Origin of the sequence: Nitratidesulfovibrio sp. D1 (assembly GCF_051133415.1) — a bacterium.
GTDB lineage: Bacteria > Desulfobacterota > Desulfovibrionia > Desulfovibrionales > Desulfovibrionaceae > Cupidesulfovibrio.
In genome coordinates, this window is the sequence record NZ_JBPGNZ010000005.1 from 265,286 (window position 1) to 292,197 (window position 26,912).

Annotated in this window: 21 protein-coding genes, 2 tRNA genes and 1 CRISPR repeat array; of the genes, 4 read left to right on the forward strand and 19 right to left on the reverse strand. The window is 67.7% G+C overall.

Going from position 1 to position 26,912, the window contains the following annotated elements; translation table 11 throughout:
- Positions 1 to 62: 62 nt before the first annotated feature.
- The 9 genes from ACR4XJ_RS11905 to ftsH form a co-directional block, all read right to left on the reverse strand.
- Positions 63 to 455: a response regulator gene (locus ACR4XJ_RS11905; protein ID WP_434755399.1), complete on the reverse strand. Its 393-nt coding sequence runs from the start codon at positions 453 to 455 to the stop codon at positions 63 to 65.
- Between the two features lie 168 nt (positions 456 to 623).
- Complete coding sequence (locus ACR4XJ_RS11910) at positions 624 to 791, reverse strand: hypothetical protein (protein WP_007520997.1); 168 nt, start codon at positions 789 to 791, stop codon at positions 624 to 626.
- 33 nt (positions 792 to 824) lie between these two features.
- Entirely contained in the window at positions 825 to 3,269 is a 2,445-nt protein-coding gene (gene priA / locus ACR4XJ_RS11915; protein ID WP_434755400.1) for a replication restart helicase PriA, read from the reverse strand.
- Between the two features lie 105 nt (positions 3,270 to 3,374).
- A complete protein-coding gene (galU, locus tag ACR4XJ_RS11920; protein ID WP_434755401.1) occupies positions 3,375 to 4,250 on the reverse strand; it encodes a UTP--glucose-1-phosphate uridylyltransferase GalU in 876 nt (291 codons plus the stop codon).
- Positions 4,251 to 4,382: 132 nt separating this feature from the next.
- Positions 4,383 to 5,735 (reverse strand): phosphoglucosamine mutase, encoded by a 1,353-nt coding sequence (gene glmM / locus ACR4XJ_RS11925; protein ID WP_434755402.1) that lies wholly within the window; start codon positions 5,733 to 5,735, stop codon positions 4,383 to 4,385.
- A gap of 171 nt (positions 5,736 to 5,906) precedes the next feature.
- Positions 5,907 to 6,806 (reverse strand): CdaR family protein, encoded by a 900-nt coding sequence (locus ACR4XJ_RS11930; protein WP_434755403.1) that lies wholly within the window; start codon positions 6,804 to 6,806, stop codon positions 5,907 to 5,909.
- 2 nt (positions 6,807 to 6,808) lie between these two features.
- A complete protein-coding gene (gene cdaA, locus ACR4XJ_RS11935; protein WP_007520992.1) occupies positions 6,809 to 7,552 on the reverse strand; it encodes a diadenylate cyclase CdaA in 744 nt (247 codons plus the stop codon).
- Entirely contained in the window at positions 7,552 to 8,517 is a 966-nt protein-coding gene (folP, locus tag ACR4XJ_RS11940; protein ID WP_434755404.1) for a dihydropteroate synthase, read from the reverse strand. The genes cdaA and folP overlap by 1 nt, the downstream gene beginning before the upstream one ends.
- Positions 8,514 to 10,535 (reverse strand): ATP-dependent zinc metalloprotease FtsH, encoded by a 2,022-nt coding sequence (gene ftsH / locus ACR4XJ_RS11945; protein ID WP_434755405.1) that lies wholly within the window; start codon positions 10,533 to 10,535, stop codon positions 8,514 to 8,516. The genes folP and ftsH overlap by 4 nt, the downstream gene beginning before the upstream one ends.
- Positions 10,536 to 10,788: 253 nt before the next feature.
- Here ftsH and ACR4XJ_RS11950 point away from each other — a divergent pair.
- Positions 10,789 to 10,882: transfer RNA gene (locus tag ACR4XJ_RS11950), tRNA-Sec, on the forward strand.
- Positions 10,883 to 11,198: 316 nt separating this feature from the next.
- Positions 11,199 to 12,053 carry a substrate-binding periplasmic protein gene (locus ACR4XJ_RS11955; protein ID WP_434755406.1) on the forward strand — a complete coding sequence of 285 codons (855 nt, stop codon included), beginning with the start codon at positions 11,199 to 11,201 and terminating at the stop codon, positions 12,051 to 12,053.
- Between the two features lie 130 nt (positions 12,054 to 12,183).
- On the opposite strand, the gene ACR4XJ_RS11960 is transcribed toward ACR4XJ_RS11955, so the two are convergent.
- From ACR4XJ_RS11960 to argF, 5 genes are all read right to left on the reverse strand, one after another.
- Positions 12,184 to 12,450: an RNA recognition motif domain-containing protein gene (locus ACR4XJ_RS11960; RefSeq protein ID WP_007528059.1), complete on the reverse strand. Its 267-nt coding sequence runs from the start codon at positions 12,448 to 12,450 to the stop codon at positions 12,184 to 12,186.
- A gap of 279 nt (positions 12,451 to 12,729) precedes the next feature.
- Positions 12,730 to 13,350: a hypothetical protein gene (locus ACR4XJ_RS11965; protein ID WP_434755407.1), complete on the reverse strand. Its 621-nt coding sequence runs from the start codon at positions 13,348 to 13,350 to the stop codon at positions 12,730 to 12,732.
- Positions 13,351 to 13,614: 264 nt separating this feature from the next.
- Positions 13,615 to 14,997 (reverse strand): argininosuccinate lyase, encoded by a 1,383-nt coding sequence (gene argH / locus ACR4XJ_RS11970; RefSeq protein ID WP_434755408.1) that lies wholly within the window; start codon positions 14,995 to 14,997, stop codon positions 13,615 to 13,617.
- Between the two features lie 118 nt (positions 14,998 to 15,115).
- Positions 15,116 to 16,321 carry an argininosuccinate synthase gene (locus tag ACR4XJ_RS11975; protein WP_434755409.1) on the reverse strand — a complete coding sequence of 402 codons (1,206 nt, stop codon included), beginning with the start codon at positions 16,319 to 16,321 and terminating at the stop codon, positions 15,116 to 15,118.
- An 80-nt stretch (positions 16,322 to 16,401) separates the two neighbouring features.
- The gene (argF, locus tag ACR4XJ_RS11980) at positions 16,402 to 17,304 is read right to left on the reverse strand and encodes an ornithine carbamoyltransferase (protein ID WP_434755410.1); all 903 of its coding nucleotides are present in this window, start codon (positions 17,302 to 17,304) and stop codon (positions 16,402 to 16,404) included.
- Between the two features lie 197 nt (positions 17,305 to 17,501).
- Here argF and ACR4XJ_RS11985 point away from each other — a divergent pair, with 197 nt between their 5' ends.
- The gene (locus ACR4XJ_RS11985; protein WP_434755411.1) at positions 17,502 to 18,326 is read left to right on the forward strand and encodes a UPF0280 family protein; all 825 of its coding nucleotides are present in this window, start codon (positions 17,502 to 17,504) and stop codon (positions 18,324 to 18,326) included.
- 322 nt (positions 18,327 to 18,648) lie between these two features.
- On the opposite strand, the gene ACR4XJ_RS11990 is transcribed toward ACR4XJ_RS11985, so the two are convergent.
- Positions 18,649 to 19,911: a MerR family transcriptional regulator gene (locus ACR4XJ_RS11990; protein WP_434755412.1), complete on the reverse strand. Its 1,263-nt coding sequence runs from the start codon at positions 19,909 to 19,911 to the stop codon at positions 18,649 to 18,651.
- A 368-nt stretch (positions 19,912 to 20,279) separates the two neighbouring features.
- Between ACR4XJ_RS11990 and ACR4XJ_RS11995 the strand changes: the two genes are divergently transcribed.
- Positions 20,280 to 20,355 (forward strand) — tRNA-Thr (locus tag ACR4XJ_RS11995).
- Between the two features lie 172 nt (positions 20,356 to 20,527).
- A CRISPR array of direct repeats spans positions 20,528 to 24,094; the repeat unit is 29 nt; unit sequence CGGTTCATCCCCGCGGACGCGGGGAACAC.
- 77 nt (positions 24,095 to 24,171) lie between these two features.
- Here the strand turns inward: ACR4XJ_RS11995 and cas2e are convergent.
- From cas2e to cas5e, 4 genes are all read right to left on the reverse strand, one after another.
- Positions 24,172 to 24,474 carry a type I-E CRISPR-associated endoribonuclease Cas2e gene (gene cas2e, locus ACR4XJ_RS12000; RefSeq protein WP_434755413.1) on the reverse strand — a complete coding sequence of 101 codons (303 nt, stop codon included), beginning with the start codon at positions 24,472 to 24,474 and terminating at the stop codon, positions 24,172 to 24,174.
- Positions 24,455 to 25,381 (reverse strand): type I-E CRISPR-associated endonuclease Cas1e, encoded by a 927-nt coding sequence (gene cas1e / locus ACR4XJ_RS12005; RefSeq protein WP_434755414.1) that lies wholly within the window; start codon positions 25,379 to 25,381, stop codon positions 24,455 to 24,457. The genes cas2e and cas1e overlap by 20 nt, the downstream gene beginning before the upstream one ends.
- Positions 25,382 to 25,446: 65 nt before the next feature.
- Positions 25,447 to 26,145 carry a type I-E CRISPR-associated protein Cas6/Cse3/CasE gene (cas6e, locus tag ACR4XJ_RS12010; protein WP_434755415.1) on the reverse strand — a complete coding sequence of 233 codons (699 nt, stop codon included), beginning with the start codon at positions 26,143 to 26,145 and terminating at the stop codon, positions 25,447 to 25,449.
- A complete protein-coding gene (cas5e, locus tag ACR4XJ_RS12015) occupies positions 26,142 to 26,909 on the reverse strand; it encodes a type I-E CRISPR-associated protein Cas5/CasD (protein WP_434755416.1) in 768 nt (255 codons plus the stop codon). Before cas5e ends, cas6e begins: the two co-directional genes overlap by 4 nt.
- Positions 26,910 to 26,912 lie beyond the last annotated feature (3 nt).

Here is a 26,912-nt window from a genome sequence, read left to right on the forward strand (position 1 = left end):
GCGGCCGGAACCGGCCGCCGCGTGGGCGGGCGGGCACGGGGCAGGACGTCGGCCAAGGCGGTTCATGCACGCTCCGGTGCGGAAAGGCGGCGGAAGATGCCCTGCACCAGATCGTCCATGTTCTGGAGCGGCTTGATGTAGATGTCGGCGCGTTCCACGCCGATGGCGATGAGTTCCGGCGGCAGCTTGTAGTTGGTCGAGCCGGTGTGGATGAGATAGCGCAACGGAGGCAGCACCTGATGGGCGCGGATGATGAAATCGTTGCCGCTCATTCCCGGCAGTCGCATGTCGATGATGCCCACGTCGGGCCGATGGCGCTCCAGCAGATCCAGCGCGTCTTCGCCGCTGCCCGCCGTGACCACCCGGAACCCTTCGTCCTCGAGGTACGCCTCGAGGTTCTCGCGCACCATCTCTTCGTCATCCACCACTAGGATGAGGATGTCGGCATTGCTCATAGCTACCCCGTGTGCCCCGATGCTTCCCCCGCCCGGTGTACCTGGTGGAATGGCCGGCCGCCGTCAGGACGAGCGGCCTTCGCATACATCTTAGCCGGACGCGGCACCTCGTGCAACGCCGGAATGCGCATCCGCCCTCCGGTGCGCCGCCAGTCCGCGCGCTCCCCCCTACGACGCCTCGCGCACGATGGCCTGCTCGCGCCGCAGCGGACACCACGAGGGACGGTCCTGCGCGGGGTCCAGGGGGCGGTGCTTGGGGGTGGACAGGTTGCAGCGGGCGGGTTCGCCCTGGCTGCAGAAGGGACAGTCGCTGCACTTGCGCACGACGATGATCATGGCGGTATCCTGAGGGCCGCGCGCTGGCGCGGGTTACAGCATGTTGACGGGGTCAAGGTCCAGCGAAATGCGCAGGTGGCCGGTGCCCGGCGCGGCCCCCGCCGCCCCGAACAGCGAGCGGATGCTCGGCCAGTCGTCGGCCTTGAGCAGGCACTGGAAGCGCTTGCGCCCGCGCAGCAGCGGCAGCGGCGAAGGGGCGGGCCCCAGCACCTGTACCCCGCGCTCGCGCCCCTGGGCGCGCACCGCGTTGGCGAAACGGGCCAATTCCTCGGCCCCGCCCGCGAAATCCATGGGATAGCTGATGCGCACCAGCGCCAGCCGCACGAACGGAGGGTACCTGCGCCGCTGACGGATGGCAATCTCGTGGGCGTAGAACCCCTCGTAGTCGGCCGTGCGCACGAAGTTCCAGCAGTAGTGGGAAGGATCGCGGGTCTGGATGAGCACCCGGCCCGGCTTCTCGCCGCGCCCGGCCCGTCCGGCCGACTGCACGAGCAGTTGGAAGGTCCGCTCCGCCGCGCGGTAGTCCGGCAGGTTCAGGCCAAGGTCGCCGTCGGCCACCACGGCCAAGGTCACGTCCGGAAAGTGGTGCCCCTTGGACAGCATCTGGGTGCCCACCAGCACCTGCGCCTCGCGCCGGGCGAAGGCCCCCAGGATTTCCTCCATCCGCCCCGGCCGCCGGGTGGAGTCGCGGTCCAGCCGCAGCACCTTGCCACCGGCGGGCAGCAGGGCCGCCAGGGTTTCCTCCAGCTTTTCCGTGCCCTCGCCCATGGGCAGGTAGTGCATGCACTTGCAGTTGGGGCAGGTGGCCGGGTACGGCACGGAATGGCCGCAGTAGTGGCACACCAGCCGCTCGCGCCCCTTGTGGTAGGTAAGGCCGATGTCGCAGTGCGGGCAGCGGGCCACGGCCCCGCAGTCCAGGCAGTACATCAGCGGGGCGTAGCCGCGCCGGTTCAGCAGGATGACCGCCTGCTCGCCGCGCTCCACCGTCTCGCGCAGGACCGCGCCGCTCTGGGCGGCCAGCACGGAATCGGTGGAGGAAATATCCTTGATGTCCACCAGTTCCACCCCGGGCAGGGTGCCGCCCCCGGCCCGCTCGGGCAGGGCCGCCATGGGCAGCCGTCCCTCGCGCATGGCATGGAAGGTCTTCACATCCGGCGTGGCCGAGCCCAGCACCAGCAGCCCCGCGCCCTGCCCCACCCGGAACCAGGCCACCTCCTTGGCCTGGTAGGCCAGCCCTTCGTCCTGCTTGAACGAGGTGTCGTGCTCCTCGTCCAGCACCACCACGCCAAGGCCGGGCGCGGGCAGGAACAGGGCCGAGCGGGTGCCCACGATCAGGCACGGCTCGCGCCGGGCCGCCAGATCGCGGAAGGTACGCTCGCGCCGGGCCGGGCTCTGGTAGCCGTGAAAGAAGAACAACGGCGCGCCGGGCAGACGTTCGTCCACATCGCGGCGCAGCTTGCAGGCCAGGGCCACCTCCGGCGCCAGCAGCATCACCGAGCGGCCCCGCGCCAGGCATTCCCGCGCAAGGTCCAGGTACACCGCCGTCTTGCCGCTGCCGGTCACCCCGTACAGCAGGCGGTGTTCCGCGCGCGGGCCGTCCAGCGCGGCCAGAAAGTCCCTCAGGGCCGTATTCTGGTCCGCGTTCAGTTCGAAGGATGCGCCAGAGACCACGTCAGGCGGGCCGTACAGGCAGGCCGGACCTTCGCCCTCGGCTGCCTCGTCGCACGCGCATTCGGCCTCGTCGCGCCGGGTCACCGTGACCAGCCCGCGCTTCAGCAATCCCTCCAGCGCCGTGGCCGACGCCGCGCCAAGGTCGCGCAGCACCGCGCGGCGGCTGGCCGAGCCCTTGTCCCACAGGTATTCCAGCAACTGCATCTGGCGCACGGCGGAAGGCCGCACCGGCCACGGCGGGTCCGCCGTCACGGAACACAACTCCGCGTCGGCGGCGTCCTCGGCCCTGTCGAGCACCTCGCCCCGGCCATCCATCCAGGCCTGGCCCAGCCGGTGCAGCGCCGAAGGGTCCTTGTTGGCCAGGGGCGCGAGATCGCGGAACCGCAGGGTGCGCGCCCGGCCGTCCTCGAAGAAGCGCAGCCGCACCTGCGTGGTGCGCAAGCCCACGGGCAGGAAGTTGCCCAGAATCTGCCCCTCGCTCGCCGCCTGGCGCAGCGCCAGTTGCCGCACCATGTCCAGGTACCCGGAATCCAGCAGCGGTTCGCGCTCCAGCGGCCACAGCATGGGCCGGGGCACCACCCCTTCCGGCAGCGCCCGCCCGTCCGCGCCCCCGTTTGCCGCCGCGTGCGCCTCGTCGTCCAGCAGCACGCCCACGCGCACCGCGCCGTTGCCCAGCGGCACCGCCACGCGGGTGCCGCGCCGCCACGCCTGCGGCGGCAGCCACGGCGGCACGGCGTACGTCAGCGTGGCGTACGGCGGACTGAGCAGCGCTACGGCGCGAAGCGGCTGGGCGGCGTTGGTGGGCATGGCGCAAGGGGTGATGAAGAGGGGGAAGGCACAAGAAGAAAACCGGGGGGCGGGAACTCCTCCCCCCGGCCTTTGTTCACGACATTCCGGAATGCCGTCCGGGGACTACGTGCCGCTGTACGGCAGCAGCGGCTTGAGCTGGCGTACCAGTTCGTCGCGCAGTTCTTCGTCCTGCAGGGCGAAATAGATGTTGGCGGTAAGGTATTCCGCCCAGTCGCCCGCGTCGAAGCGCATGCCGCGAATCTTCACGGCCAGCAGGCCCCGCTCGTCGGCCAGCATCTGCAAGGCGTCGGTAAGCTGGATTTCGCCGCCGTGGCCCGGCTTGACCTGCTCCAGGCAGCGGAAGATGTCCGGGGTGAGCACGTAGCGGCCCACGATGGCCAGGCGCGAGGGCGCCTCGCCCAGCTTGGGCTTTTCCACCAGCTTGCCCACCTTGAAGATGCCGGGGGCAAATTCCTCGCCGGAGATGATGCCGTAGCGGTTCACCTTGTCGGCGGGCACCTCCATCACCCCGATGACCGGCAGACGTTCCGACGCGGCCACGTCGATGAGCTGCTTGATGCCCGGCGTCATGCCGAACATCAGGTCGTCGCCCACCATGACGGCGAAGGATTCGTCGCGCACCACGTCGCGGGCGCACAGCACCGCGTGGCCAAGGCCCAGTTGCTGCTTCTGGCGGATGGAGATGATGTTGACCATCTCGGCCACCTCGCGCACCTGCCGCAGCATTTCGGTCTTTCCGGCGCGCTCCAGCACGCCTTCCAGTTGCAGGTTGTAGTCAAAGTGGTCCTCGATGATCTTCTTGTCGCGGTTGGTGACGAAGACCACGTCGCCGATGCCCGAACGGATGGCCTCTTCCACCACGTACTGCACCACCGGCTTGTTGTAGACCGGCAGCATTTCCTTGGGAATGTTCTTGGTGGCGGGAAGCGAACGGGTACCCCAGCCGGCGACGGGAATGACGACCTTGCGGATGTTCATGGGGTCCTCCTTTGGAATGTGTCGTCGTGTCGGCCTTCGCAAAGGCGAGTGCGGCGCGGGCTGGCCAGCCAACGGGAAAAGGCCCGGCTGCGGAGGCTGCGGAGGTGGCGGAGGTGGCGGAGGCTGCCAGGCCTAGCGCAGGTGCTTCTGCACCGCCTCGGCCAGCAACCCGGCCAGACGCCGCACCTGTTCGGAATCCTCGCCCTCCACCATCACGCGGCAGACGGCTTCGGTGCCCGAGTAGCGCAGCAGCACGCGGCCCCTGTCGCCCAGTTCCGCCTCGACCCTGGCCACCGCGTCGAGCACGGGCTGGCACTGTTCGAAGGGAATCTTCCGCTCCACATGAACATTGATAAGCTCCTGCGGGAAAAGCTGCAACTGGCCCGCCAGTTCGGACAGGGGCCGGTCGCGCTCGCGCATGATGCGCAATATCTGCAGGGCGGCCATCAGGCCGTCGCCGGTGGTGCCGTGGTCCATGAAAATGAGGTGGCCGGACTGTTCGCCGCCAAGGTTGGCGCCCTCGCGGCGCATGGCCTCGACCACGTAGCGGTCGCCCACCGGGGTGCGCAGCAGCTTGCAGCCGCGCTCCTTCATGAACACCTCCAGCGCCATGTTGCTCATGACCGTGGCCACAAGGGTGTTGTTGCGCAGCACCCCGCGCCGCAGCATGTCTTCCGCGCACAGGGCCATGATCTGGTCGCCGTCGAGCACGGTGCCCCTCTCGTCCACCACGATGAGCCGGTCGGCGTCGCCGTCCAGGGCCAGGCCCACGTCGGCGCGGGTTTCCAGCACCTTGCCCGCGGCCACGCCGGGATACAGCGAGCCGCACTGGTGGTTGATGTTCAGGCCGTTGGGCTCGGTGCCGATCTTGATGACCTCGGCGCCCAGTTCTTCCAGCGCCAGCGGGGCCACCTTGTAGTTGGCGCCGTTGGCGCAGTCGAGCACCACGCGCATGCCGTCCAGGGTGAGGTGCGCGGGAAAGCTGTTCTTCAGGTAGACGATGTACCGGCCGGGCGAGTCCTCGATCTTGGCGGCGCGGCCCACGCGTTCCGGCGCGGGGTAGTCCCACTGCCAGCCGGGGTCCAGCACCATGTCGGTGATCTTGTTCTCCGTCTCGTCGGGCAGCTTGAAGCCGTCCTTGTCAAAGAACTTGATGCCGTTGTCCATGAACGGGTTGTGCGAGGCAGAGATGACCACGCCAAGGTCCGCCCGCATGTTGCGGGTAAGAAAGGCGATGGCGGGCGTGGGCAGCGGCCCCACCAGGTACACGTCCATGCCCGCGGCGCACAGCCCCGCCGTCAGGGCCGATTCGAACACGTAGCCGGAAAGGCGCGTGTCCTTGCCGATGACCACCCGGTGGCGGCGCTGGCCGTTGCGGAAGTGGGTGCCCGCCGCAAGGCCCAGACGCAGGGCCACGTCGGCGGTCATGGGATAGATGTTCACCTGGCCGCGCAGGCCGTCGGTACCGAACAGGCGTTTGCCCATCAGCGGATCCTCTCTGGATTGTTGCGTTGGCGGCAGCGCCGCCGGTGCGCCTCAGTACAGCATTTGCAGGGGTTGTTCAATGGTCCGCGCGGACTGCGGACGGACTGCGGACAGGCGGGGGACGGGCGGGGGACGGTGCGCGGAAAGGGCGCGGCGCGCCCCGCTCAACGGCTACTTGCGGAAGGTCACGTTCACCATGTCGGGCGAGATGTCCTTCAGCCGCACCCTGTCCGGCAGGTCCACCCGCACCGGCAGCTTCTCCTGTCCGGGGCCGACGCCCTCCGGCACTTCGGCGTACACCCGGATGGAGCGCAACGCCTCCGCGTCGGCGGCCACGGAGGCCGGCATCTCCAGCAGCAGGGTGACCGCGCGCGGCGCGACCTGGGCCCGCAGCCCGTGCGGCGCCTGCACTTCCACCTCGCGCTTGAGGGTGGTTTCCTTGATGCGCAGGGCCGTGACGAACTGCACGGACACGGTGGGGGGTATCGACTCCGTGGCCTCGGGCAGGGTCGGGGTGGCCTGCACGTCCACCGTGCCCGCCTGGTCCAGGGCCGGGGCAGCCACCGCCACCTTCACCTTGTCGATGCGCGACACCAGCGATTCCGGCCCGCGCAGATGCACCCTGGCGGGCCTGACCTCGGTCTTGTCGATGCGCAGGTCCACGGGCATGGTGCCGTTGAGGTCCACGGCCACGGGCACGTCCTTCTCGATGATGGCGTCCACCTCCAGCGTCAGCCGCGAGGGGGTGATTTCCACCACCTCGAAGGCCCGCGCCTCGGGCAGCTTTTCGGCCGTCAGAGGCACGATGTTGGTGCCGCGCTTCAGCCCGCTGAGGTCGATGGCGTAGCTCATGTCGCGGGCGTTCATGACGCGCACCAGCCCCTTGGGGCCGCGCACGCGCACGCCGACCTTGTTGACCAGCCCTTCGCGCACCACGAGGTTCTGGGGAATGCCCTTGAATTCCAGCCGCACCTCGCCCACCACTTCCACCCGTTCGCGCCCGGTGACCATGTACCACAGGGTGACGGCCATGACGAAGGCCATGACGGCGTACTGCCAGTTGGAACGCACCGCTACTTCTCCAGGATGTTCTTGAGCACGCGCTTCAGGCGCGTGGCGTCGAGGCTGGTGGTCAGCTTGCCGCCCACGGCCACGGTGACGGCCCCGCGCTCTTCGGAGACCACCACGGCCACGGCGTCGCTTTCCTCGGTGATGCCGAGGGCCGCGCGGTGCCGGGTGCCGAAGTCCTGCCGGTCCACGGTGGCCAGGGGCAGGATGCACGCGGCCGCCGCCACCTCGCCCTTGCGGATGATCACCGCGCCGTCGTGCAGGGGGGTCTTGGGAAAGAAGATGGTGATGAGCAACTCGCGCGAGAGCGCGGCCCCCAGCTTCACCCCGCGTTCGATCATGTCGCCCAGGGCCACGTTGCGCTCGATGACGATGAGCGCGCCGATCTTGCGCTGGGCAAGGTACAGCGCGGCGCCGATGATCTCGTTCAGGGTGTCGTCGGCGGTGGTCTTCTTGCGGAAGAAACTGCGCGCCCCCATGTCGGTGAGGGCCTGGCGGATGTCGCGCTGGAACAGCACGATGATCACCAGGAACAACGAACCGAAGAAGCTCTCCAGCAGCCACCCCAGCGTGTACAGCCCGAGTTCGCGCGACACGAAGTAGGTGACCACCAGCAGCAGCAGCCCGTAGATGGCCGACACGGCGCGCGTGTCCTTGACCATGACGATGATGCGGTAGAACAGCGCGGTGACCAGCGCGATGTCCAGAAGGTCGCGCCAGTTGGCGGTGACGTTCTCCAGGCCCAGCATCAGTTCTCCGTCCGTGGCGCGGGGGCCATGGCTTGGGTGAGGCGTAGGGTGCGCAGGGTTTCCGCCACGTCGTGCACGCGGTGGCAGAGCACGCCGCGCGCGGCCAGCAGCGCCGTGGCCACCTGGGTGGCGCCCGCCCGCTGCCCGTGCCCGAGGTCCAGCAGCCCGCCGAACAGCGACTTGTTGGAAAGCCCCATCAGCACGGGGCGGCCCAGCGAGTGGAGCCGTTCGATATGGCGCAGTATCTCGAAATTGTGTTCCGTCAGCTTGCCGAATCCTATGCCGGGGTCGAGCAGGATGCGCGACTCCGGCAACCCGGCGCGCACGAGCACATCCATCTTTTCGTGAAAGAAGTCCAGCAGCGAATCCACCACGCTGGCGTAGGCCGGGGCGTCCTGCATGGTTTCCGGCCGGCCCGGACTGTGCATCAGCACGTAGCCGGGCTTGTAGTGGGCCACCACGTCGAGCAGGCCGGGGTCGAAGGCGCAGGCGGAAATGTCGTTGATGATGTCCACGCCCTCGTCCAGCACCGCCGCCGCCGTGCCCGCCTTGTAGGTATCGACGGAAAGCAGCGGCGCGCCCCCGGCCATGCGGGGGGGCTGGGCGGTCTGACCGGACAGGCTGGGCTGGACAGGCTGGGCGGCTGTATGGCTCGCGTAGCCGTCGCGGATGCCGCGCACCACGGGCAGTACCCGCGCCAGTTCCTCTTCCAGGGGCACCGGGTCGGCATAGGGCCGTGACGATTCGCCGCCTATGTCCAGCACGTGTGCGCCCTCTGCCGCCAAGCGCAGGCCGTGGGCCACCGCCGCCTCGTGGGTGACGTAACGGCCGCCGTCATGGAACGAGTCGGGCGTGACGTTGACGATGCCGAACACCACAAAGGGATGAGGGGGGGCGGGCGTCACCGCCCTTCCCCCCCTTACGGTCCAGATGGCCTGTGGCGCGTGGCCGCACGCCGTCGTCATCGATGCCCCGCCCCGCCGTTGGAGTCGTCGCCGCCGCGTTCGGAGGTGTCGTCGGCCTCCAGCGTGAACTCGTCGCGTCCGGCGGCGTCGGTGTCAGCGGCCGTCGGGGCCGCCTGTGCGGGACCGGCCTGCGCGGCGGCGGTTGAAGACGCCATGCCGCTTCTGCCGGACGCGGGCTGCTCCCCCGCGCGGGCGGTCCCTGGGCGGTTGTTGGGCTTTTCCGGCGGCAGCGGTTCGCCGCGCATCAGGATGTCGATGTCGTCGCCGCTGATGGTTTCGCGTTCCAGCAGCGCGCCCGCGATGGCGTGCAGCGAGTCGATGTTCTCTTCGAGCAGGGCGCGGCAGCGCTGCCGCGCCTCATCAATGATGCGCTTGACCTCGGCGTCCACCAGGCGGGCGGTTTCCTCGCTGAAATTGCGGGAATGCGCCCATTCGCGGCCGATGAACACCTCTTCGCCCTGCTCGCCGATGTTCAGCGGGCCGATGGCGTCGCTCATGCCCCATTCGCAGACCATCTTGCGGGCCATCTTGGTGGCGCGCTCGATGTCGTTGCCCGCGCCGGTGGTGATGTCGTTGAACACCACCTCTTCGGCCACGCGGCCGCCCAGCAGCAGCGCCAGGTTGTTCAGCAGGAACGAGCGCGAGTAGCCGTGGCGGTCGCCTTCCGGCAATTGCATGGTCACGCCGAGGGCGCGGCCGCGCGGGATGATGGTCACCTTGTGCACCGGGTCGGAGCCGGGCAGCAGCTTGGCGGCCAGGGCGTGGCCCGCCTCGTGGTAGGCGGTGATGCGCTTTTCCTCGTCGCTCAGGATCAGGCTGCGGCGCTCCTTGCCCATCAGCACCTTGTCCTTGGCGTACTCGAAGTCGCCCATGTCCACCGTGTCCTTGCCCACCTTGGCGGCTTGCAGGGCGGCCTCGTTGACCAGGTTCTCGAGGTCCGCGCCCGAGAAGCCGGGCGTGCCCTTGGCGATGATGTCGAGCTCCACGCCCGTGGCCAGCGGGGTGCGGCGGGTGTGCACTTCAAGGATGCGCCTGCGGCCGCGCACGTCGGGGGTGGGCACCACCACCTGCCGGTCGAAGCGGCCGGGCCGCAGCAGGGCCGGGTCCAGCACGTCGGGGCGGTTGGTGGCGGCGATGAGGATGACGCCCTCGTTGGATTCGAAGCCGTCCATCTCGACCAGCAGCTGGTTCAGGGTCTGTTCGCGCTCGTCGTGGCCACCGCCAAGGCCCGCGCCACGCTGGCGGCCCACGGCGTCGATTTCGTCGATGAAGATGAGACAGGGGGCGTTCTTCTTGCCCTGCATGAACAGGTCGCGCACGCGGGATGCGCCCACGCCCACGAACATTTCCACGAAGTCGGAGCCGGAAATGGAAAAGAACGGCACGCCCGCCTCGCCCGCCACGGCCCGGGCCAGCAGGGTCTTGCCGGTGCCGGGGGGGCCCACCAGCAGCACGCCCTTGGGAATGCGCCCGCCAAGGCGGGTGAACTTGCGCGGGTTGGACAGGAATTCCACCACTTCGCTCAGTTCTTCCTTGGCCTCGTCCACGCCCGCCACGTCCTCGAAGGTGACGCGGGCCGATTCCGGCGTGATCATGCGGGCGCGCGAGCGCCCGAACGACATGGCCTTGCCCCCGCCGCCCTGCATCTGGCGCATGAAGAATATCCACACGCCGATCAGCAGCAGCATGGGGAACCAGGAAACCAGCAGGGTCATGTACCAGGGGGCTTCTTCCTGCGGTTCCGCCTTCACCTCGACCTTCTGGGAGATGAGGCGCGAAACCAGTTCGGGATCATGCGGGGCATAGGTCTGGAACGCCTTGCCCTCGGAGCTTTCGCCCGTCAGCTTCTGGCCCTGGATGGTCACGCGCAGCACTTCGCCGCGCTCGACCTTCTGCAGGAATTCCGTATAGGTAAGACGCGCCTGCGTCCCCTGTGGCTGATTGAACATGTTGAACAGGACGACCATCAGCAACGAGATGATCGCCCAGAGAATCAGATTGCGCGAAAACTGGTTCAAGTCTGGCCTCCGTGCGGAAGTGAACGTCCGTCGTGCGGACGATTTCTCCTTTTTAAGTCGTCGGGAACTATTTGACAATGCGCGCGGGCGCACTTTCCCCGCCTTTTCGGACCATGCGGGGGACGCGGACGCCTGCCGTCCACTCCCGCACGCCCGCTCCGCGGCCACGCGGCCACGCGGACGCGCACCGCGCGGACACGTTTCCCCGTCTTGCCGTGCCACCCCGATTCTGCTAGATACGCCGAACCCTCGCGGAAGCGTTTCGTCACCGGTGTGGCGCCCGGTCTTCAAAACCGGTGGTGGGCAGAGATGTCCATGGTAGGTTCGACTCCTATACGCTTCCGCCACGATGCCAAGGCCCCTGTTTCCGGGGCCTTTTTCGTTGCCCGGCGCACAGTGCGCGGTTTCGCCCCCATCGCGTCCGGGCCGCTCCCCGTCCGCACCGGCGCCCTCCGGCGTTATATCACATTGTCCTTTCTCATATCCACGGCATGTTATGCATGCCGCTGCCTTTTGCAGGCGGCGCAAAATCCCGCGTTGCCGAAGGGCATTGCCATTTGCCGCGCATCTGCTATGACTCGCCCGCCGGTACGCCACCGGCCCACCCGCATCGCGGAATATCCCGCGCCCGGCCCGTCCGGGCGCCCACGCAGCAGGCCCTTCATGCCATCGTCACCGGTCCGGTCCCTCCACCATGCGCCATGCCGCCCGGCCAGCGCCTTGCCATTGCTGTTCCGGCTCGTCCTGTTCGCGCTGTGCGGCCTGCCCACCCTGGCGCTGGCCGGCAACGGCGCCGGGGCTCCGGCCAGCGACGGCCGCAACGGCGCGTTCCTGCTGGTGAACACCGTCTACCCCCCGTACACCATGACGGCCGAAGGCGGCCGGGTGAGGGGCGTCGCCACCGCGCTTGCCGACGAACTGTTCCGCAGGCTGTCCATCCCCGTGCGGCAACGGCTGCTGCCCTGGAACCGCGTGCTGCACATGGTGGAGGACGGCAGCGCCGACGGGGTGAGCATGCTGGCCCATTCCGCCGAGCGCGAGGCGTCCCTGGCTTTTTCGGTGCCGGTGGCCGAGGCGCGCCAGTCGCTCTACTACTCCCGGCCCGGCCATGACGGCTTCGCCTGGCAGCGCTTCGAAGACCTGCGCCCCTACCGCATCGGCCTGGTGCAGGGCTACACCTACTCGCCGGAATTCCTGGCGGCGGTGGACCGGCTGGGGCTGTTCGTGGAGTATGCGCCGTCGGACGACAGCAACTTCGCCAAGCTGCGCAGCGGCCGGGTGGACCTGTGCCTGAGCAACGACCTGGTGGCCGAGGCCTACCTGAACGCCCGGCCCGACATCCGGGCCGCCGTGGGAAGGGCGGAACGCCCGGTACGCAGCTATCCGCTGTACATGGCCTTTTCGCGCCACTCCCCGCTGTCCGGCCGCCTGCCCGAGATCAACGCGGAAATCGAGCGGATGCGGGCCGACGGCACCCTGGCGAGCATTCTTTCGCCGGAGCGGACCCAACCGCGCTGACCGGCCGCCCGCAAGCGAAAAGGCCCGCCTGACCGGTACTCCGGCAGGCGGGCCTTGTGATTGCTGCGTATCCGCGTGGTCACCGGCTCATGGCGCGCATGACGCCCGAAGCGGTGCGGCCGCGCCGGTACTACCAGCGGGGCGGACGGGGAGCGCGGGGCTGGGCTTCGTTGACCTTCAGGGCGCGGCCGCCGAAGGAGTAGCCGTTCAGGGCTTCCACGGCGCTGCTGGCGTCGGCGGCTTCCATTTCGACGAAGCCGAAACCGCGGGGACGGCCGGTTTCACGGTCGGAGATCAGCTTCACGCTGAGCACCTGGCCGTGCTGGGAGAACAGGTCGCGGATTTCGTCTTCGGAGGCGGAGAAAGGCAGGTTGCCCACATACAGAGACTTGGACATCAGGAAAACTCCTTGCAGGGAAAATGGGGGGGTTCGCTCGTGCGAAAGATCGGGCAGAAACTCTGTAGGTGGGATGCCTATCGACTCGCCGAAACTCTTGCCACAAGCCCGTGCCGATCCCGACGCACGGCACACCCGGAGCATCGACCGACACGATTGGAGAATTAGTCGGACTTTTTCCGGCGGTCAAGTAGAATCTGTCGCAATTCCGCCTGAAAACGGCAGAACGGACGCCCGGCTACCGCGTTCCTATATCCGCGCCCCCATCGCGCGGCCCGCCTACTGCCCCACTCCCGCGGGTCCCACGGTCAGTCCGGCTGCCCCCGGAGCCGCCGGTATGCCGTCATTTCCGGCGGTTGCGGCTTCGCCGGACTGCGACTGCCCACCCGTCGCCAGTTGCGCCCAGGCGTCGATAATGTGGGCGTACGCGTCGCGCCGCTGGTCGAGCTTCGACAGGTTGCGCGCCGCGCGCACGGAATACTTGATGGTGGCGCGCGTCTTGGCCGCCTCCCGCACCACGGCCTGGAGCACGTCCTCGCGCGGTTCGGGGCGGTACATGACCTCGGCGGCGGTGATGGCCACGGCGAACTTGCCCGCCTCCAGAGCGCGCGAGGCGGCCAGGGTCAGCGAGCGGTCGCGCGCGTCCTTGTAGTACCTGCCGCTGGCGGCCTGGGTGACCATGGCCATCCATTCGTTGTCCGAGGCCGTCTCGTCCGCCGTGTTCAGGGCGGTCACCTCGGCCTTGAGTTCGGCGGGCAGCAGCGCCGAGCCGTCGTCGCCCTGCTCCACCACCTGGCCGCTGCCGGGCAGCATCCCGGAGACGGCCAGCAGGTTGTACAGAGCCCAGCTGAACAGCACGGCCAGCAGCAGGGCGGGAATGAGCTTCTTGTTGCGTTGCATGGCATCCTTGCGTGGCCCGCGCGGCAAAGCGGCGGGCCATGTTTGCGCCGGGCCGCCCCCTGCCGGAAGGCGGCCCGTTTTCAGGCAGTTTATCGGCAATCTGGCCAGGGCGGTCTTAGGGTCTGTTTACGCCATGAGGATTTTTGTTCACTGCCAAGGAAGAATGATTTTTTGTGGAGGGAATATACTCTTGCTGTATTTGACCGGAATAAAAAATCATTCTGACGACGGCAGGGGACAAAAGGACCATGGCGTAAACAGACCTTACCCTTCCAGCCAGTCGGCCAGCTCGGCCAGCTGCGCCGCCACCGACGCGGGGCCGGTGCCGCCGGGCATCTCGCGCCGGGCCACGGCGGCCGCCGGGTCCAGCACGGCGTAGACATCGTCGCCGATGCGGTCGCAGATGGCCCGCAGATCGGCCAGGGGCAATTCCTCCAGCGTGACGTTGCGTTCTTCCGCCAGGGCCACGGCGGCCCCGGTCAGGTGGTGCGCCTCGCGGAAGGGAATGCCCTTGCCCACCAGGTAGTCGGCAAGCTCGGTGGCGTTCAGGAAGCCCGCGCGCAGGGCGGCGCGCATGCGGGCTTCGTTGAAGCCCAGTTCGCGCAGCATGCCCGCCATGATCTCCAGCGACGCCGACACGGTGCGGTCGCAGTCGAGGAACGGTTCCTTGTCCTCCTGCATGTCGCGGTTGTAGGTCATGGGCAGGCCCTTCACCGTGGTCAGCATGGCGGTCAGCGCGCCGTACACGCGCCCCGTCTTGCCGCGCATGATCTCGGCCACGTCGGGGTTCTTCTTCTGCGGCATGATGGACGACCCCGTGGCGTAGGCATCGGGCAGCCGCACGAAGCCGAAGGCCGGGTTGGCCCAGATGATGATTTCCTCGCACAGGCGCGACAGGTGGGCCATGATCGTCGCCCCGCAGAACAGCGATTCGAGCACGAAGTCGCGGTCGGACACGGCGTCCATGCTGTTGCGGAAGGTGCCGTACATGTCCAGTTCGGCGGCCACGAAGGCCGGGTCCAGCGGGTAGGTGGTGCCAGCCAGCGCGGCCGCGCCCAGCGGGCACACGCGCGCCCGGCGGTCGCAGTCGGCCAGGCGTTCAGCGTCGCGGCGCAGCATCCACGCATAGGCCAGCAGGTGGTGCCCAAGGCTCACCGGCTGGGCGGGCTGCATGTGGGTGCAGCCGGGCAGCAGCGTGTCCGCGTGCTCGCCCGCGCGCTCTGCCAGCACGGCCACCAGGTCGCGCGCAAGGCCGCGCCAGGCGCGGATGCGGTCGGACACGAACAGGCGGAAGTCCAGCGCCACCTGGTCGTTGCGGCTGCGCCCGGTGTGCAGCTTCTTGCCCACGTCGCCCACCAGTTCGGTGAGACGGCTCTCGATGTTCATGTGCACGTCTTCCAGCTCGCGCCGCCAGACGAAGGCGCCGCCCTCTATCTCGGCCAGCACCATGTCCAGCCCTTCCACGATGCGCGCGGCCTCGTCGGCGGTCAGCACGCCCTGCTTGGCCAGCATGCGCGCGTGCGCCTTGGAGCCCGCGATGTCCTGCGCGTACAAAGCCCGGTCGAACGATACGGACTGGGTGTATTCCTCGACCAGGGCGGCGGTGGCCTGACGGAACCGCCCCCCCCACATCTTCTTTTCGGCCATTGCTGGTCCCTGCCGTTGCGGCGGCTTGGTACGCGCAAGGCCCCCCATACGGGAGGCCCCACGGAACATGCTGAACATATTGACCGCCGGAGGGAGGCTGCCCCTCCGGCCGGAACGCCTAGCCCTTCTTCACCCGCTGCGCATACCCGCGCACGCGCAGCCCTTGCAGCTTGATGAAGCCCGCGGCGTCGGCGTGGTCGTAGGTGGCGCAATCCTCGAAGGTAGCCAGGTCGTGGCAGTACAAGGTGTTGGGCGAGGTGCGGCCCACCGGGAAGGCGTTGCCCTTGTACAGCTTGAGGCGCACGGCGCCGTTGACGGTTTCCTGCGTCTTGTCGATGAACGCCTGCATGGCCTCGCGTTCCGGCGCGAACCAGAAGCCGTTGTATACGGCCTCGGCGTAGCGCGGGATCATCTGGTCGCGCAGGTGCATGGATTCACGGTCCAGGCAGATGCCTTCCAGGTCGCGGTGGGCGATGTGCAGCACGGTGCCGCCGGGGGTTTCGTACACCCCGCGCGACTTGATGCCCACGAAGCGGTTTTCCACCATGTCCAGGCGGCCGATGCCGTGCCTGCCCGCTATGGCGTTCAGGGTGCGGATGATGGTGGCCGGGCTCATGGCCTCGCCGTTGACGGCCACCGCGTCGCCCTTCACGAAGTCGATGGTGATGTATTCCGGCGTGTCCGGGGCCTGTTCCACGGGCACGGCCATGACGTGGCTGTTGGGGCCGGGCTCGCACCACGGGTCTTCCAGTTCGCCGCCCTCGAAGCTGCAATGCAGCATGTTGCGGTCCATGCTGTACTGCTTGGACGATGTGGACAGCGGAATGCCGTGCTTTTCGGCGAAGGCGGTGAGGTCGGTGCGCGAGCGCAGGTCCCAGATGCGCCACGGGGCGATCACGTCCAGGTCGGGGGCCAGGGCGTTGACCGCAAGCTCGAAGCGCACCTGGTCGTTGCCCTTGCCGGTGGCGCCGTGGGCCACGGCCTGCGCGCCCTCGGCGCGGGCGATGTCCACCAGGCGCTTGGCGATGAGCGGACGCGCGATGGAGGTGCCCAGCAGGTAACGCCCTTCGTACACCGCGCCGGAGCGCATCATGGGGAAGATGAAGTCGCGCGCGAACTCCTCGCGCAGGTCTTCCACGTAGGCGCGGCTGGCGCCGGTGCGCAGGGCCTTGGCGTCCACGCCGTCCAGGTCCTCTTCCTGCCCGAGGTCGGCGGTAAGGGTCACCACCTCGCAGCCGTAGGTGACGGCGATCCACTTCAGGATCACCGACGTATCCAGCCCGCCGGAATAGGCGAGCACGACCTTCCTGATATCCTTGGCCATGTCGTTTCAGCCCCGTTGTACGGTATGTTGTGCGGTATGTTGCGCGGCATGCGCCGCGCGGCGCGCGCCGTGGCGCGGTGCTATTCCGAGAAGACCCATTCCAGAATGGCCTTCTGGATGTGCAGGCGGTTTTCCGCCTGGTCGAAGATGATGGAGGCCGGGCCTTCCATCACCTCGTCGGTCACTTCCTCGCCCCGGTGGGCGGGCAGGCAGTGCATGAACTTGGCGTCGGGCGCGGCAAGGGCCATCAGCGCATCGTCGATGCGGTAACCCTTGAAGGCGGCCTCGCGCTTCTTCTGTTCCTCTTCCTGGCCCATGGAAGCCCACACGTCGGTGTTCACGTAGTGCGCGCCGTCCACGGCCATGCGCGGGTCGTGCGTCAGGAATATCTTGGCCCCGGCCTGCATGGCGTAGCCCAGCAGGTCGCGGTCGGGCTCGTAGCCTTCGGGGAAGGCCATGAACAGCTCGAACGGGAAGTAGATGGCCGCCTCGATCCACGAATTGGCCATGTTGTTGCCGTCGCCCACCCAGGCCACGCGCACCTTGGACAGGTCGGGGGTGCGCTCGTACATGGTCAGCACGTCGCCCATGACCTGGCAGGGGTGCCCTTCGTCGGTCAGGGCGTTGACCACGGGGATGGAGCCGTATTCGGCCAGTTCCTCGATCTTCGACTGGCCGAAGGTGCGCACCACCAGGCAGTCGGCGTAGCGCGAGAGCACGCGGGCGGTGTCGCGCAGGGGTTCGGAGCGGCCCAACTGGCTTTCCGCCGGGGTCATGAAAATGGTGGAGCCGCCAAGGTGGCGCACCGCCATCTCGAAGGACACGCGCGTACGGGTGGACGCCTTCTCAAAGATGAGGATGGCGGTCTTGCCGTCCATGATCTTGCCCCGGTGGGCGGTGTCCTTCATTTCCTTGGCGCGTTGCAGCAGCTTCCAGGCGCCCTCGTAGCCGAGGTCCCTGATTCGCTTGAAATGTCTGGGCATGGCTCCATCCTTGTGTTGCGGCACTGCGAAACGTGATGCGGAAAAGGGTTTCCTAGCCTCAAAGCCCGCCGCTTGTAAAGAATGCGGCCCGTCCCGGAAAGGATGGACGCCGGGAACGGCGGGAACGGCGGGGGCGCGGGTCTGCGGCGAGCACGGCGGGAATTGACGCCCGCCCGCCCCTGTGGTGAAACCGCCCCATGAGCACCAGACGCAACAACACCGGCAAACGCCCGGCGTCCCCCGCCCCGGAAGCCATCACCGTGCATACCGACCACGTGCGCGGCTATCGCAAGCGCACCGCCCGCCACCAGGACGAGGTGGTCTTTCAGGTCGTGGTGGAGGAAACCGACCTGTGGGTGACCGCCAGCGCGGGGCAGCCCGGTCTGCCCGTACTGCCCGACCTGCCGGACCGGATCGCCGCCTACGTCACCGAACTGCGCGGGCAGATCAAGGCGTGGATGCTGCTTGCGCCGGACTTTCGCACCAGCCTCGTGCCCGTGCCCACGCCCGCCAGCGCCCCGGAAGTGGCCCGGCGCATGGCGCACGGGGCCGACATCGCCGGGGTTGGCCCCTTCGCGGCGGTGGCGGGCACCGTGGCCCAGATGGTGGCGGAACGCTTTGCCCCGGTGTCGCCGGACATCATCGTGGAGAACGGCGGGGACATCTACATCTGCTCGCGGCGCGACCGGGTGGTGGGCCTGCTGCCCGACCCGTCCAGCGGCGAGATGATCGGCGTGGTGGTGAAGGCGGCGGACTGCCCGGTGTCGCTGTGCTCGTCATCGGCCACCATCGGCCATTCGCTGAGCCTGGGCGTCGGCGACATCGCGGCGGTGCGGGCGCGCGACGCTAGCCTGGCCGACGCGGCGGCCACCCTGTTCGGCAACATGTTGCAAGGGCCGGACGACGTGGCCCGCGTGACCGAACGCGCGGCGGCCATGGCGCACCTGGGCATAGAGGGCGTGTACGCCCAGTGCGGCGGGCGCGTGGGCATCTGGGGGAACATGGAGCTTGCCGTGGCGTAGGGGCTGTTTCTAAATTGTCCTTTCGTTCGTTGGCTACGTCAAACTTCGTCTGCCATGGCTTTGCTGTCCTTATCCGTAAGACTCGCGCTGTGCGCTCGCCTAACGGCTAAGGCTCGGTCGAATACGGTAAGAGTACGCTCTGCGGTCGCCATCCGTAAGGTTCGCTTCGCTCACCTAACGGCTGCCGCACTCCCTCATGGCAGGCTCGTTTTCCTTGCCAACGAACGAAAGGACAATTTAGAAACAGCCCCTAACCGCAGGCACGCGAAGCCCGCGCGAACCGTACAACCCGGACGCGAGACTGTCCGTGCCGCGGGCACACCTAGCGGGACTCGTAACTTTCCTTGATATTCCGAAACAATTCCAGCAGGAAGCGGTCCGGAACCGTATCACCGTTGATGGCGAGGCGCGAGAGCCGGGTGACGTGGTTGCCGCTGGGCGTGGTGACCAGTTGCAGGGTCAGTTCATGGGTGCGGCTGCCGCCCTGCCTGCCGCTGGCGGGCTCGTCCGTGGTCAGGCGCAGCACCCACGCGGAGCCGGAGCGTCCCCAATCCATGCCCACGCGGTGCCGCCGGGCGGCGTGACGGTCCACCAGCGCCAACAGTTTGCGCAGGGTGAACGCCTTGTCGCGGCCGGACACGCCCAGGTATTCGCTGTTGCGCCGGATGACCAGCGGCAGGTCGAACAGGGTTGCGGGCGGCGTGGTAACGGAATCCTGGCCGGACGCGGCCCGCGCATCGCCGGGTTTTGTTTTTGAGGTGGAGTCTGAAGCATTGGCGCCCGATGTGCCATCTTCGGGCGCCTCGGCACCGGATGCGTCCTGACCGGATGCCGATTGTCCGTCCCCGACACCATCTGAGCGCACGCCATCCCCAGCCGCGCCCTCTTTCCCGCCTGGCCCGGCTCCCGCAGTCCCCGACACCACCGTATAGTAGTCGTCCACAAGGCGGGTGACGGCCTCCGTGCGTTCGCGGCGCAGCAGTTCCAGCGCTTCGTCCAGCCGGGCCGCGCGCTCGTCAAAGGCGGCCAGCAGCGTGTCGCGGTCGGCGCTCAATTCCTCCACCTGGCGGCGCAGGCTGGAAAGTTCCGCCAGCATGTGCCCCTGCACCTGAAGCAGCGTGGCCATGCGGTCGAGCATGCCCGGCAGCCCTTCCACGGCCGGGTCTGGGGCAGGGCCATCCGCCATGCGCGGGGCGGCGTCCAGAGGGCGGTCCATGCCCGGCACTCCGTCGGAGGCGCGGAACCGGTCCCGGAGGTGTGGTTCCGCCCCGGTGCCGGACGGACGCGCGCCCGACCTCGTGCCCGGTTGGCCCGACGGCTGGCCGGACTGCCCCACGGAAGCGGACAGCGCAGCCACCAGTTCCTCCAGCCGTTCCTCGATCTGTTCCGCCGCCACGTTGCGCGTGTACATGCTCCTGATCTCCCTGAAGATGTCCAGCACATGCACGGGATAGCGCAGCCGCCTGCCCCGCCCTTCTCCGGCGGGCAGGAAGCGCGCGAACCTGTCCTTGTAGTAGGCGATACTGGAGGGGGGCACGTCGAGGCGGCGGGCGATTTCGCGGAGGGTCAGCATTTCGCGGATCATGAGGGGGTGCTCCAGTTCTTGTTGTTGCACAGTTGCGCGACCAGGAGCATTTTGTCAAGAAATCCGCATAAAAATATTCTCTAGAAAATTGACCAGCAACCGTGGACAACGGGATGGGGTTGGATGGGGCGGAATGCGAACGGAGAGGCCGCGACTGTTCCGGATGTGACGGGACCGGGCTGGGGATGGCGGACAGTGAATGATGCCCCATCGGCGGACACCAGGAAGACAGGCGCAATCCCCACCATCTCCCGGCCCTGCCCGGCATGCACCACCCGCCGCCGTCCCACAACCCGCTTGACTTCACCTGCCAACTTCCATATCAAGCATTTCTCGCTTCCGGCGGAGCATCCGCCAGCAGCCCGCAAGCCAGCATAGCTCAGTTGGTAGAGCAGCTGATTCGTAATCAGCAGGTCTGGAGTTCAAGTCTCCATGCTGGCTCCATAATGAAAGCAAGGGGTTAGACGAAAGTCTGACCCCTTCTGCTTTTGGGATGTGTGCCCATCTGATGAAATTTTCAAAGCATCGCCTTGGGCACAAAAAATTCCCCATCTCCTGCATGAACCGACTACAAAGGGAAACACCAGCCGGAACAGCGGTCGCCCACGTCGGGGAATGATTCATCCCCGCAGGCGCGGGGAACACAAGCGGATGCACGACCTGTCCGACGGTTTCGCCGGTTCATCCCCGCAGGCGCGGGGAACACAAGGACGTCTGCGCTTCACATCCGTGGTGGACCGGTTCATCCCCGCGGGCGCGGGGAACACGGTGGCCAGACCGACCCGGACATGGCTCCTGCCGGTTCATCCCCGCGGGCGCGGGGAACACGCCATCGTCATGGTGGAGTCCGGCGGCGATACCGGTTCATCCCCGCGGACGCGGGGAACACGGTTATGCCGTTGACTTTCCGCGATTTACCGGCGGTTCATCCCTGCGGACGCGGGGAACACGGCAATGCAGACGGACCTTGGCAAACTTGTCCCGGTTCATCCCCGCGGACGCGGGGAACACCGGCTATATCCAAGTCCAGCGTATTGAAGGCACGGTTCATCCCCGCGGACGCGGGGAACACTACGGCAAGCTCCTTTGACAGCAGGTAGTTAGCGGTTCATCCCCGCGGACGCGGGGAACACCCGATTGGGCCACGGCAAAGGTCCGCCTCTACCGGTTCATCCCCGCGGACGCGGGGAACACTATCTCGACATCGCAGGCGTGCCCACCAAGTGCGGTTCATCCCCGCGGACGCGGGGAACACGGTGGCCTGCTGGCCCATGGCCCGCTCGTGTTCGGTTCATCCCCGCGGACGCGGGGAACACGTGGACACCGCTGCGTCGCGGTCTACGATGGCCGGTTCATCCCCGCGGACGCGGGGAACACAATAACGAGGGGCGCAGGTTCGTATCCTCCGCCGGTTCATCCCCGCGGACGCGGGGAACACAACTTCGCCGCGCTGCCCATGATGTTCATGTTCGGTTCATCCCCGCGGACGCGGGGAACACGCGTCTGCTTGACCTCGGCCTTGGCGTTGGCGCGGTTCATCCCCGCGGACGCGGGGAACACGCCGCAAGGTGGGACGCAGGCGCGGAAAGTTCTGGTTCATCCCCGCGGACGCGGGGAACACGTCTAGCCACCGGACAAGGTAGTCCGCCTCGCCGGTTCATCCCCGCGGACGCGGGGAACACTGCTTTCACGGTCGACGCATCAGGGACCACGGCGGTTCATCCCCGCGGACGCGGGGAACACGACACGGGCCCGGCCTCGCGGTCGCCGTCGTACGGTTCATCCCCGCGGACGCGGGGAACACGTCGAAACCTGAATGGTCGTGAAGCCTTTGCGCGGTTCATCCCCGCGGACGCGGGGAACACCTGGACGGGATGGGCGACCTCGGCCAGATAGCCGGTTCATCCCCGCGGACGCGGGGAACACTGCCCCCTATGCTGCGCCGGTTTCGGCAGGGTCGGTTCATCCCCGCGGACGCGGGGAACACTTCCTCGTGGCCTGCTTCAACAAGTGCGGTCGCGGTTCATCCCCGCGGACGCGGGGAACACTCAACGCTCCCAAGCTGCGCACCTGTCATCGCCGGTTCATCCCCGCGGACGCGGGGAACACGCGGTCACCCCGGCCGTGACGTTGCTCAAATCCGGTTCATCCCCGCGGACGCGGGGAACACGTCGTCACCACGAATTAGCCGCGAGTTGGTTTCGGTTCATCCCCGCGGACGCGGGGAACACTCGAGCGCGATCAACACGGTCGTGTTCGAGTTCGGTTCATCCCCGCGGACGCGGGGAACACTCGAGCGCGATCAACACGGTCGTGTTCGAGTTCGGTTCATCCCCGCGGACGCGGGGAACACGCTTGGACCCCATGAAGGGCTTGTTGAATGTCCGGTTCATCCCCGCGGACGCGGGGAACACTGCCAGACCTGGGACGAGTTGAAGGCCGTGGTCGGTTCATCCCCGCGGACGCGGGGAACACGGCAGCGATGCGGCCACCCAGACGGCGGCCATCGGTTCATCCCCGCGGACGCGGGGAACACTGTCCCAGCCAAAGCCGCGCACGAAATTCAGACGGTTCATCCCCGCGGACGCGGGGAACACGCCGTCCTGTTGAGCGGCACCATGCCACCGGGCGGTTCATCCCCGCGGACGCGGGGAACACCCCGCGCCTGACCATGGAAGAGGCCGCGCAGCTGGTTCATCCCCGCGTCCGCGGGGAACACTAGTCCGCGTCATTGGCCGTGCCCTGCCCGAGCGGTTCATCCCCGCGGACGCGGGGAACACCTGGACAAGGCGGCCGGGGGCACCCTGAACAACGGTTCATCCCCGCGGACGCGGGGAACACTACGCGGTCGCGCAGACTCATACGGCAAGCTCCGGTTCATCCCCGCGGACGCGGGGAACACTGGGCTAAGGGCATCGGCGAGGGCATGGTCCGCGGTTCATCCCCGCGGACGCGGGGAACACGTTGCCGCCGGGTCCGCGTACGGTTCGGCGGCCGGTTCATCCCCGCGGACGCGGGGAACACTTTGGAGGCGCACCATGTTCCGTTTCCTGTTTCGGTTCATCCCCGCGGACGCGGGGAACACCGCGCGGAAATCTCTTTCCGAGCCGCAAATGAAGGTTCATCCCCGCGGACGCGGGGAACACCCGCCCTGAACGGCGGTGGTGTAGGGAATGACCGGTTCATCCCCGCGGACGCGGGGAACACCCACCCCATCCGCAAAGAAATCGTACACGGGCCGGTTCATCCCCGCGGACGCGGGGAACACAGCAACACCTGCACCAGCGCCTGGAGAGTCAACGGTTCATCCCCGCGGACGCGGGGAACACGAATCAGGTCCATTCCGATCAACATGTGCAGGCGGTTCATCCCCGCGGACGCGGGGAACACCTGCGCGAGCGCGATCCCTTGATTCAATGCGCCGGTTCATCCCCGCGGACGCGGGGAACACGTTGCTTCATCAATCAGGGCATCAAGGCCAACCGGTTCATCCCCGCGGACGCGGGGAACACGGAGGCGTGGCCCTATGTGTCCCGCGACCGTACGGTTCATCCCCGCGGACGCGGGGAACACCGTGCCTCCGTTTGTCAGCGGCATCACCCAGCCGGTTCATCCCCGCGGACGCGGGGAACACCCGTACCAGCAGGTGGCGACGTACATGCGCACCGGTTCATCCCCGCGGACGCGGGGAACACCAGTCCTTACACCAAATGATTCGCCCAATGGTCGGTTCATCCCCGCGGACGCGGGGAACACTTCATCGCTCATCGCTGTATCTCCTCGTGTATCGGTTCATCCCCGCGGACGCGGGGAACACTCCATCCCCGCTAACGCGGGGAACACGTTGACCGGTTCATCCCCGCGGACGCGGGGAACACGCATCCACCAGAAAGCGCCATTGCTGCGGCACCGGTTCATCCCCGCGGACGCGGGGAACACGGGCACGGTGACACCAGCGCCTCAAAAAACCACGGTTCATCCCCGCGGACGCGGGGAACACTCGGGCTTCGGGGCCAACGCCGCCACCTCGGGCGGTTCATCCCCGCGGACGCGGGGAACACTGCAGCCCTGGGGGATGGGGGCGGCGCCGCGCCGGTTCATCCCCGCGGACGCGGGGAACACGAGCAGTAGGACTTGAAGGAGCCGAACAGTTCCGGTTCATCCCCGCGGACGCGGGGAACACTCTTCCCATACAGTGATGATATCACAGAACAAAAATACCAGTCAAAAAGTTACCGATTTCATCCCACTTCCATCCGCCTACACCGAGTTCTCATCACTCCCCTCCACCGGCAGAAACGACACCAGCGTCATGCCGTCGAAATCCGCAGGCATGCGGCGGTTTGGCCCGTGCGTACGGAACGAGAAGCCGGAATCCGTCGGTGTATCCCACACCATGACGGCGTTTCCGTCCTCTATGCCTGCAAGCACATTTTCCCACAGCATTTCGCGCACCTTGGGCGAAACACGGCCGACATACACCCCCGCCCGGATTTCCAGCATCCACACCGCAAGGCGTCCCCGCAGCCGGGCCGGTGCGTTCTCAAGTACGATGACCGTCATCCCCCACCCCCTTCGGCGCCGGGAACGCCGGACCAACGGCCTCGTCCGGGGCTTCCGGCACGGGCAGCCCACCGGCGGACAACATGGTTTCGATGGTCGGGATGATGCGCCGCAGCAACTTCGTCTCGCGAAATGCATCGCGACAGGCCCGTCGCACTTGCCCTTCCACGTCGTTCGCAGGCTTGCGCGACGCGATGCGGAACGCCACGGGCACCACCGTCTCGAACTTGAACAGGTCCGCCACGTCGTAGACGAACGACAAGGGCTTTCCCGTGTGGATGAACCCGATGGCCGGGGCATAGCCTGCCGCCAGCACCGCCGCCTCGCTCACCCCGTACAGGCAGGCGGTGGCGGCGCTCAGGCAGCGGTTGGGCAAATCCCCCTTGTCCCAGTCCTTCGGGTCGTAGCGCCGGGCATCCCAGCGCACCCCGTACTGCTTTGCCATCAGCCCGTACATGGCCCGCACACGTGCCCCCTCCATGCCGCGCAACTGCTCCACGCTGCGTTTGGCGGGGGCCTCCTCACCGAACCGCATGGAATACATGGCCCGCACCACCTTGAGCCGGGTCTGCGGGTCCAGCGCCAGGGCCGCCTGGTACAGCAGCCTGTCGCTACGTGCACCGCCGGGCTGACCGGCAGCGTACAGGCGCACCCCCGCCTCGCCCACCCAGACCAGCAGCGTGCCCGCCCGCGCCGCCAGCACCACGGCGGCATGGGAAACACGGGTGCCCGGCTCCAGCAGGATACACGCCACACTGCCCACCGGAATGTGCGTACGCACGCCCGTGGCGTCCACCAGCACGAAGGCGCCGTCCAGTACGTCCAACTGACCCTTTTCCAGAAAGACCAGCGAGGTCCGTTCCTTGATGGCCAGCGGACGCAGGCGGGGCAATGGTTCCGTACTCATTCTCTCTCCTCCCCTGCGCAAAACGACAACGCGCCCGGCGGCATTCCACCGCCGGGTGCGTCCGGTCATCGCGCGCGTTGAATGAGCAACAAGCCGCAGCCGAACCCCTTGGCGCAGCCAACGCCTTGGAACAATGCAACCTTCAGGGCATCCGGGTCGGCCACCGTGGCAAAGCCGGTCATGTCCAACTGGGTCACGGTGACCTTGCCTGCGCCCTTTTTGTAGAACACGCACGGTTCGTACCGCTCCACGGCGAACAGCGCTTCGTCGTCCGCCCCCAGGGCCAGGCCCAGCGCAGCCGCCCGTGCAGCCAGCCAGTCCCATCCGGTTTGTCGGGCAAAGTCCATGCGCGAGGGCATGTCCCGGCTGTCCTTGCCGTGCGCCTTTTTCCACTCCGTCCGGGCATGCTGCACCACGTCGTGGCGCACCTGCCTGCCGTCGCCGTCGCGCGTCTTGCGGACGGGGTTGACCCGCAACGAGAAGTGCAACCGTTCGCCAACCCGCAGTTGCGGGTCATAGACCTTGCTCTGCACCTTCCAGAGGGGGGGGGCACTTACGGGCGGACGGACAGATACCGCAAGGAAGGCATTGGGTGCGATTTCCCGGTACAGAAAGTCGCGCCGCCGGTCCGGACCATCGGAAAACGCCGCCCACAGCGCCTGATGGCCATCGTACACGGAACGGCCCGACAACGCCGGGGCGCTGCGGTACGATCCACCGTGTACCGCCTCTTGCGGGTTCAGCAGCATCTTGCTGATGATCATGACGTTTTCCTCCTGAGCGGCAGGGACAGGTGTTCCTCTTCGCGCAGCACGAACTGCCGTCGCCCATGGTGCGACACCCGATCGCGCACGGTGGCGCGCAGCATGGCCTTGCCCTCGGTGATCCCGTGCCCTGCATCGGCCCACACCGGCAATTCCCCGACCCCGCCGGGGCAGAGCAGGCGACGCGCCGCAACCGAAGCCCCCCGGCACGGAGAGTAGCCCAGCAGCGCTTCTCCCGCATCCGCAGCCCGGACCATGACGGGGTCGAAAGGGAATCCCGCCGGGCACGACTTGCGCCCCAGCGAAGGAGTGAAGCACGGTGTCAGCAGGGCCTGCCGGATGTCGTCCAGCGCATGCGGGGGGGCGTCGTCCGCAGCCCACAGGCAGGCCACGAAGCAGGCGTCGGTCAGGTACTCGCGATCGGAGAGAATGGTGTTGGGCTCTTCGCCATGCGGCAGCATGCCGCCCACCTCGTCGCTGCGGGTGCGGTAGACGCGGCCGCGCGCCGCCCCACCCACCTGCACGGTGTGATAGTCCACCAGGCGGCCGCCGGAGGCATGCGTCGCCACGGCAAGGCCATACCCCCCGGAGAGCGCCGCCAGGCGGTCCTCTTCGTGACGCCGGATGCCCAACGCCGCCGCGATCAGGCCCATGACGCCGGACCGCGTGGGGTGCCCCGCCGTGGGGCGCACCTCGCCCACGGCCGCCGACGTACCCCATGACTGCATGGGGCCATACAGCGTGAACAGAAGGTAGTCGCGCATGGC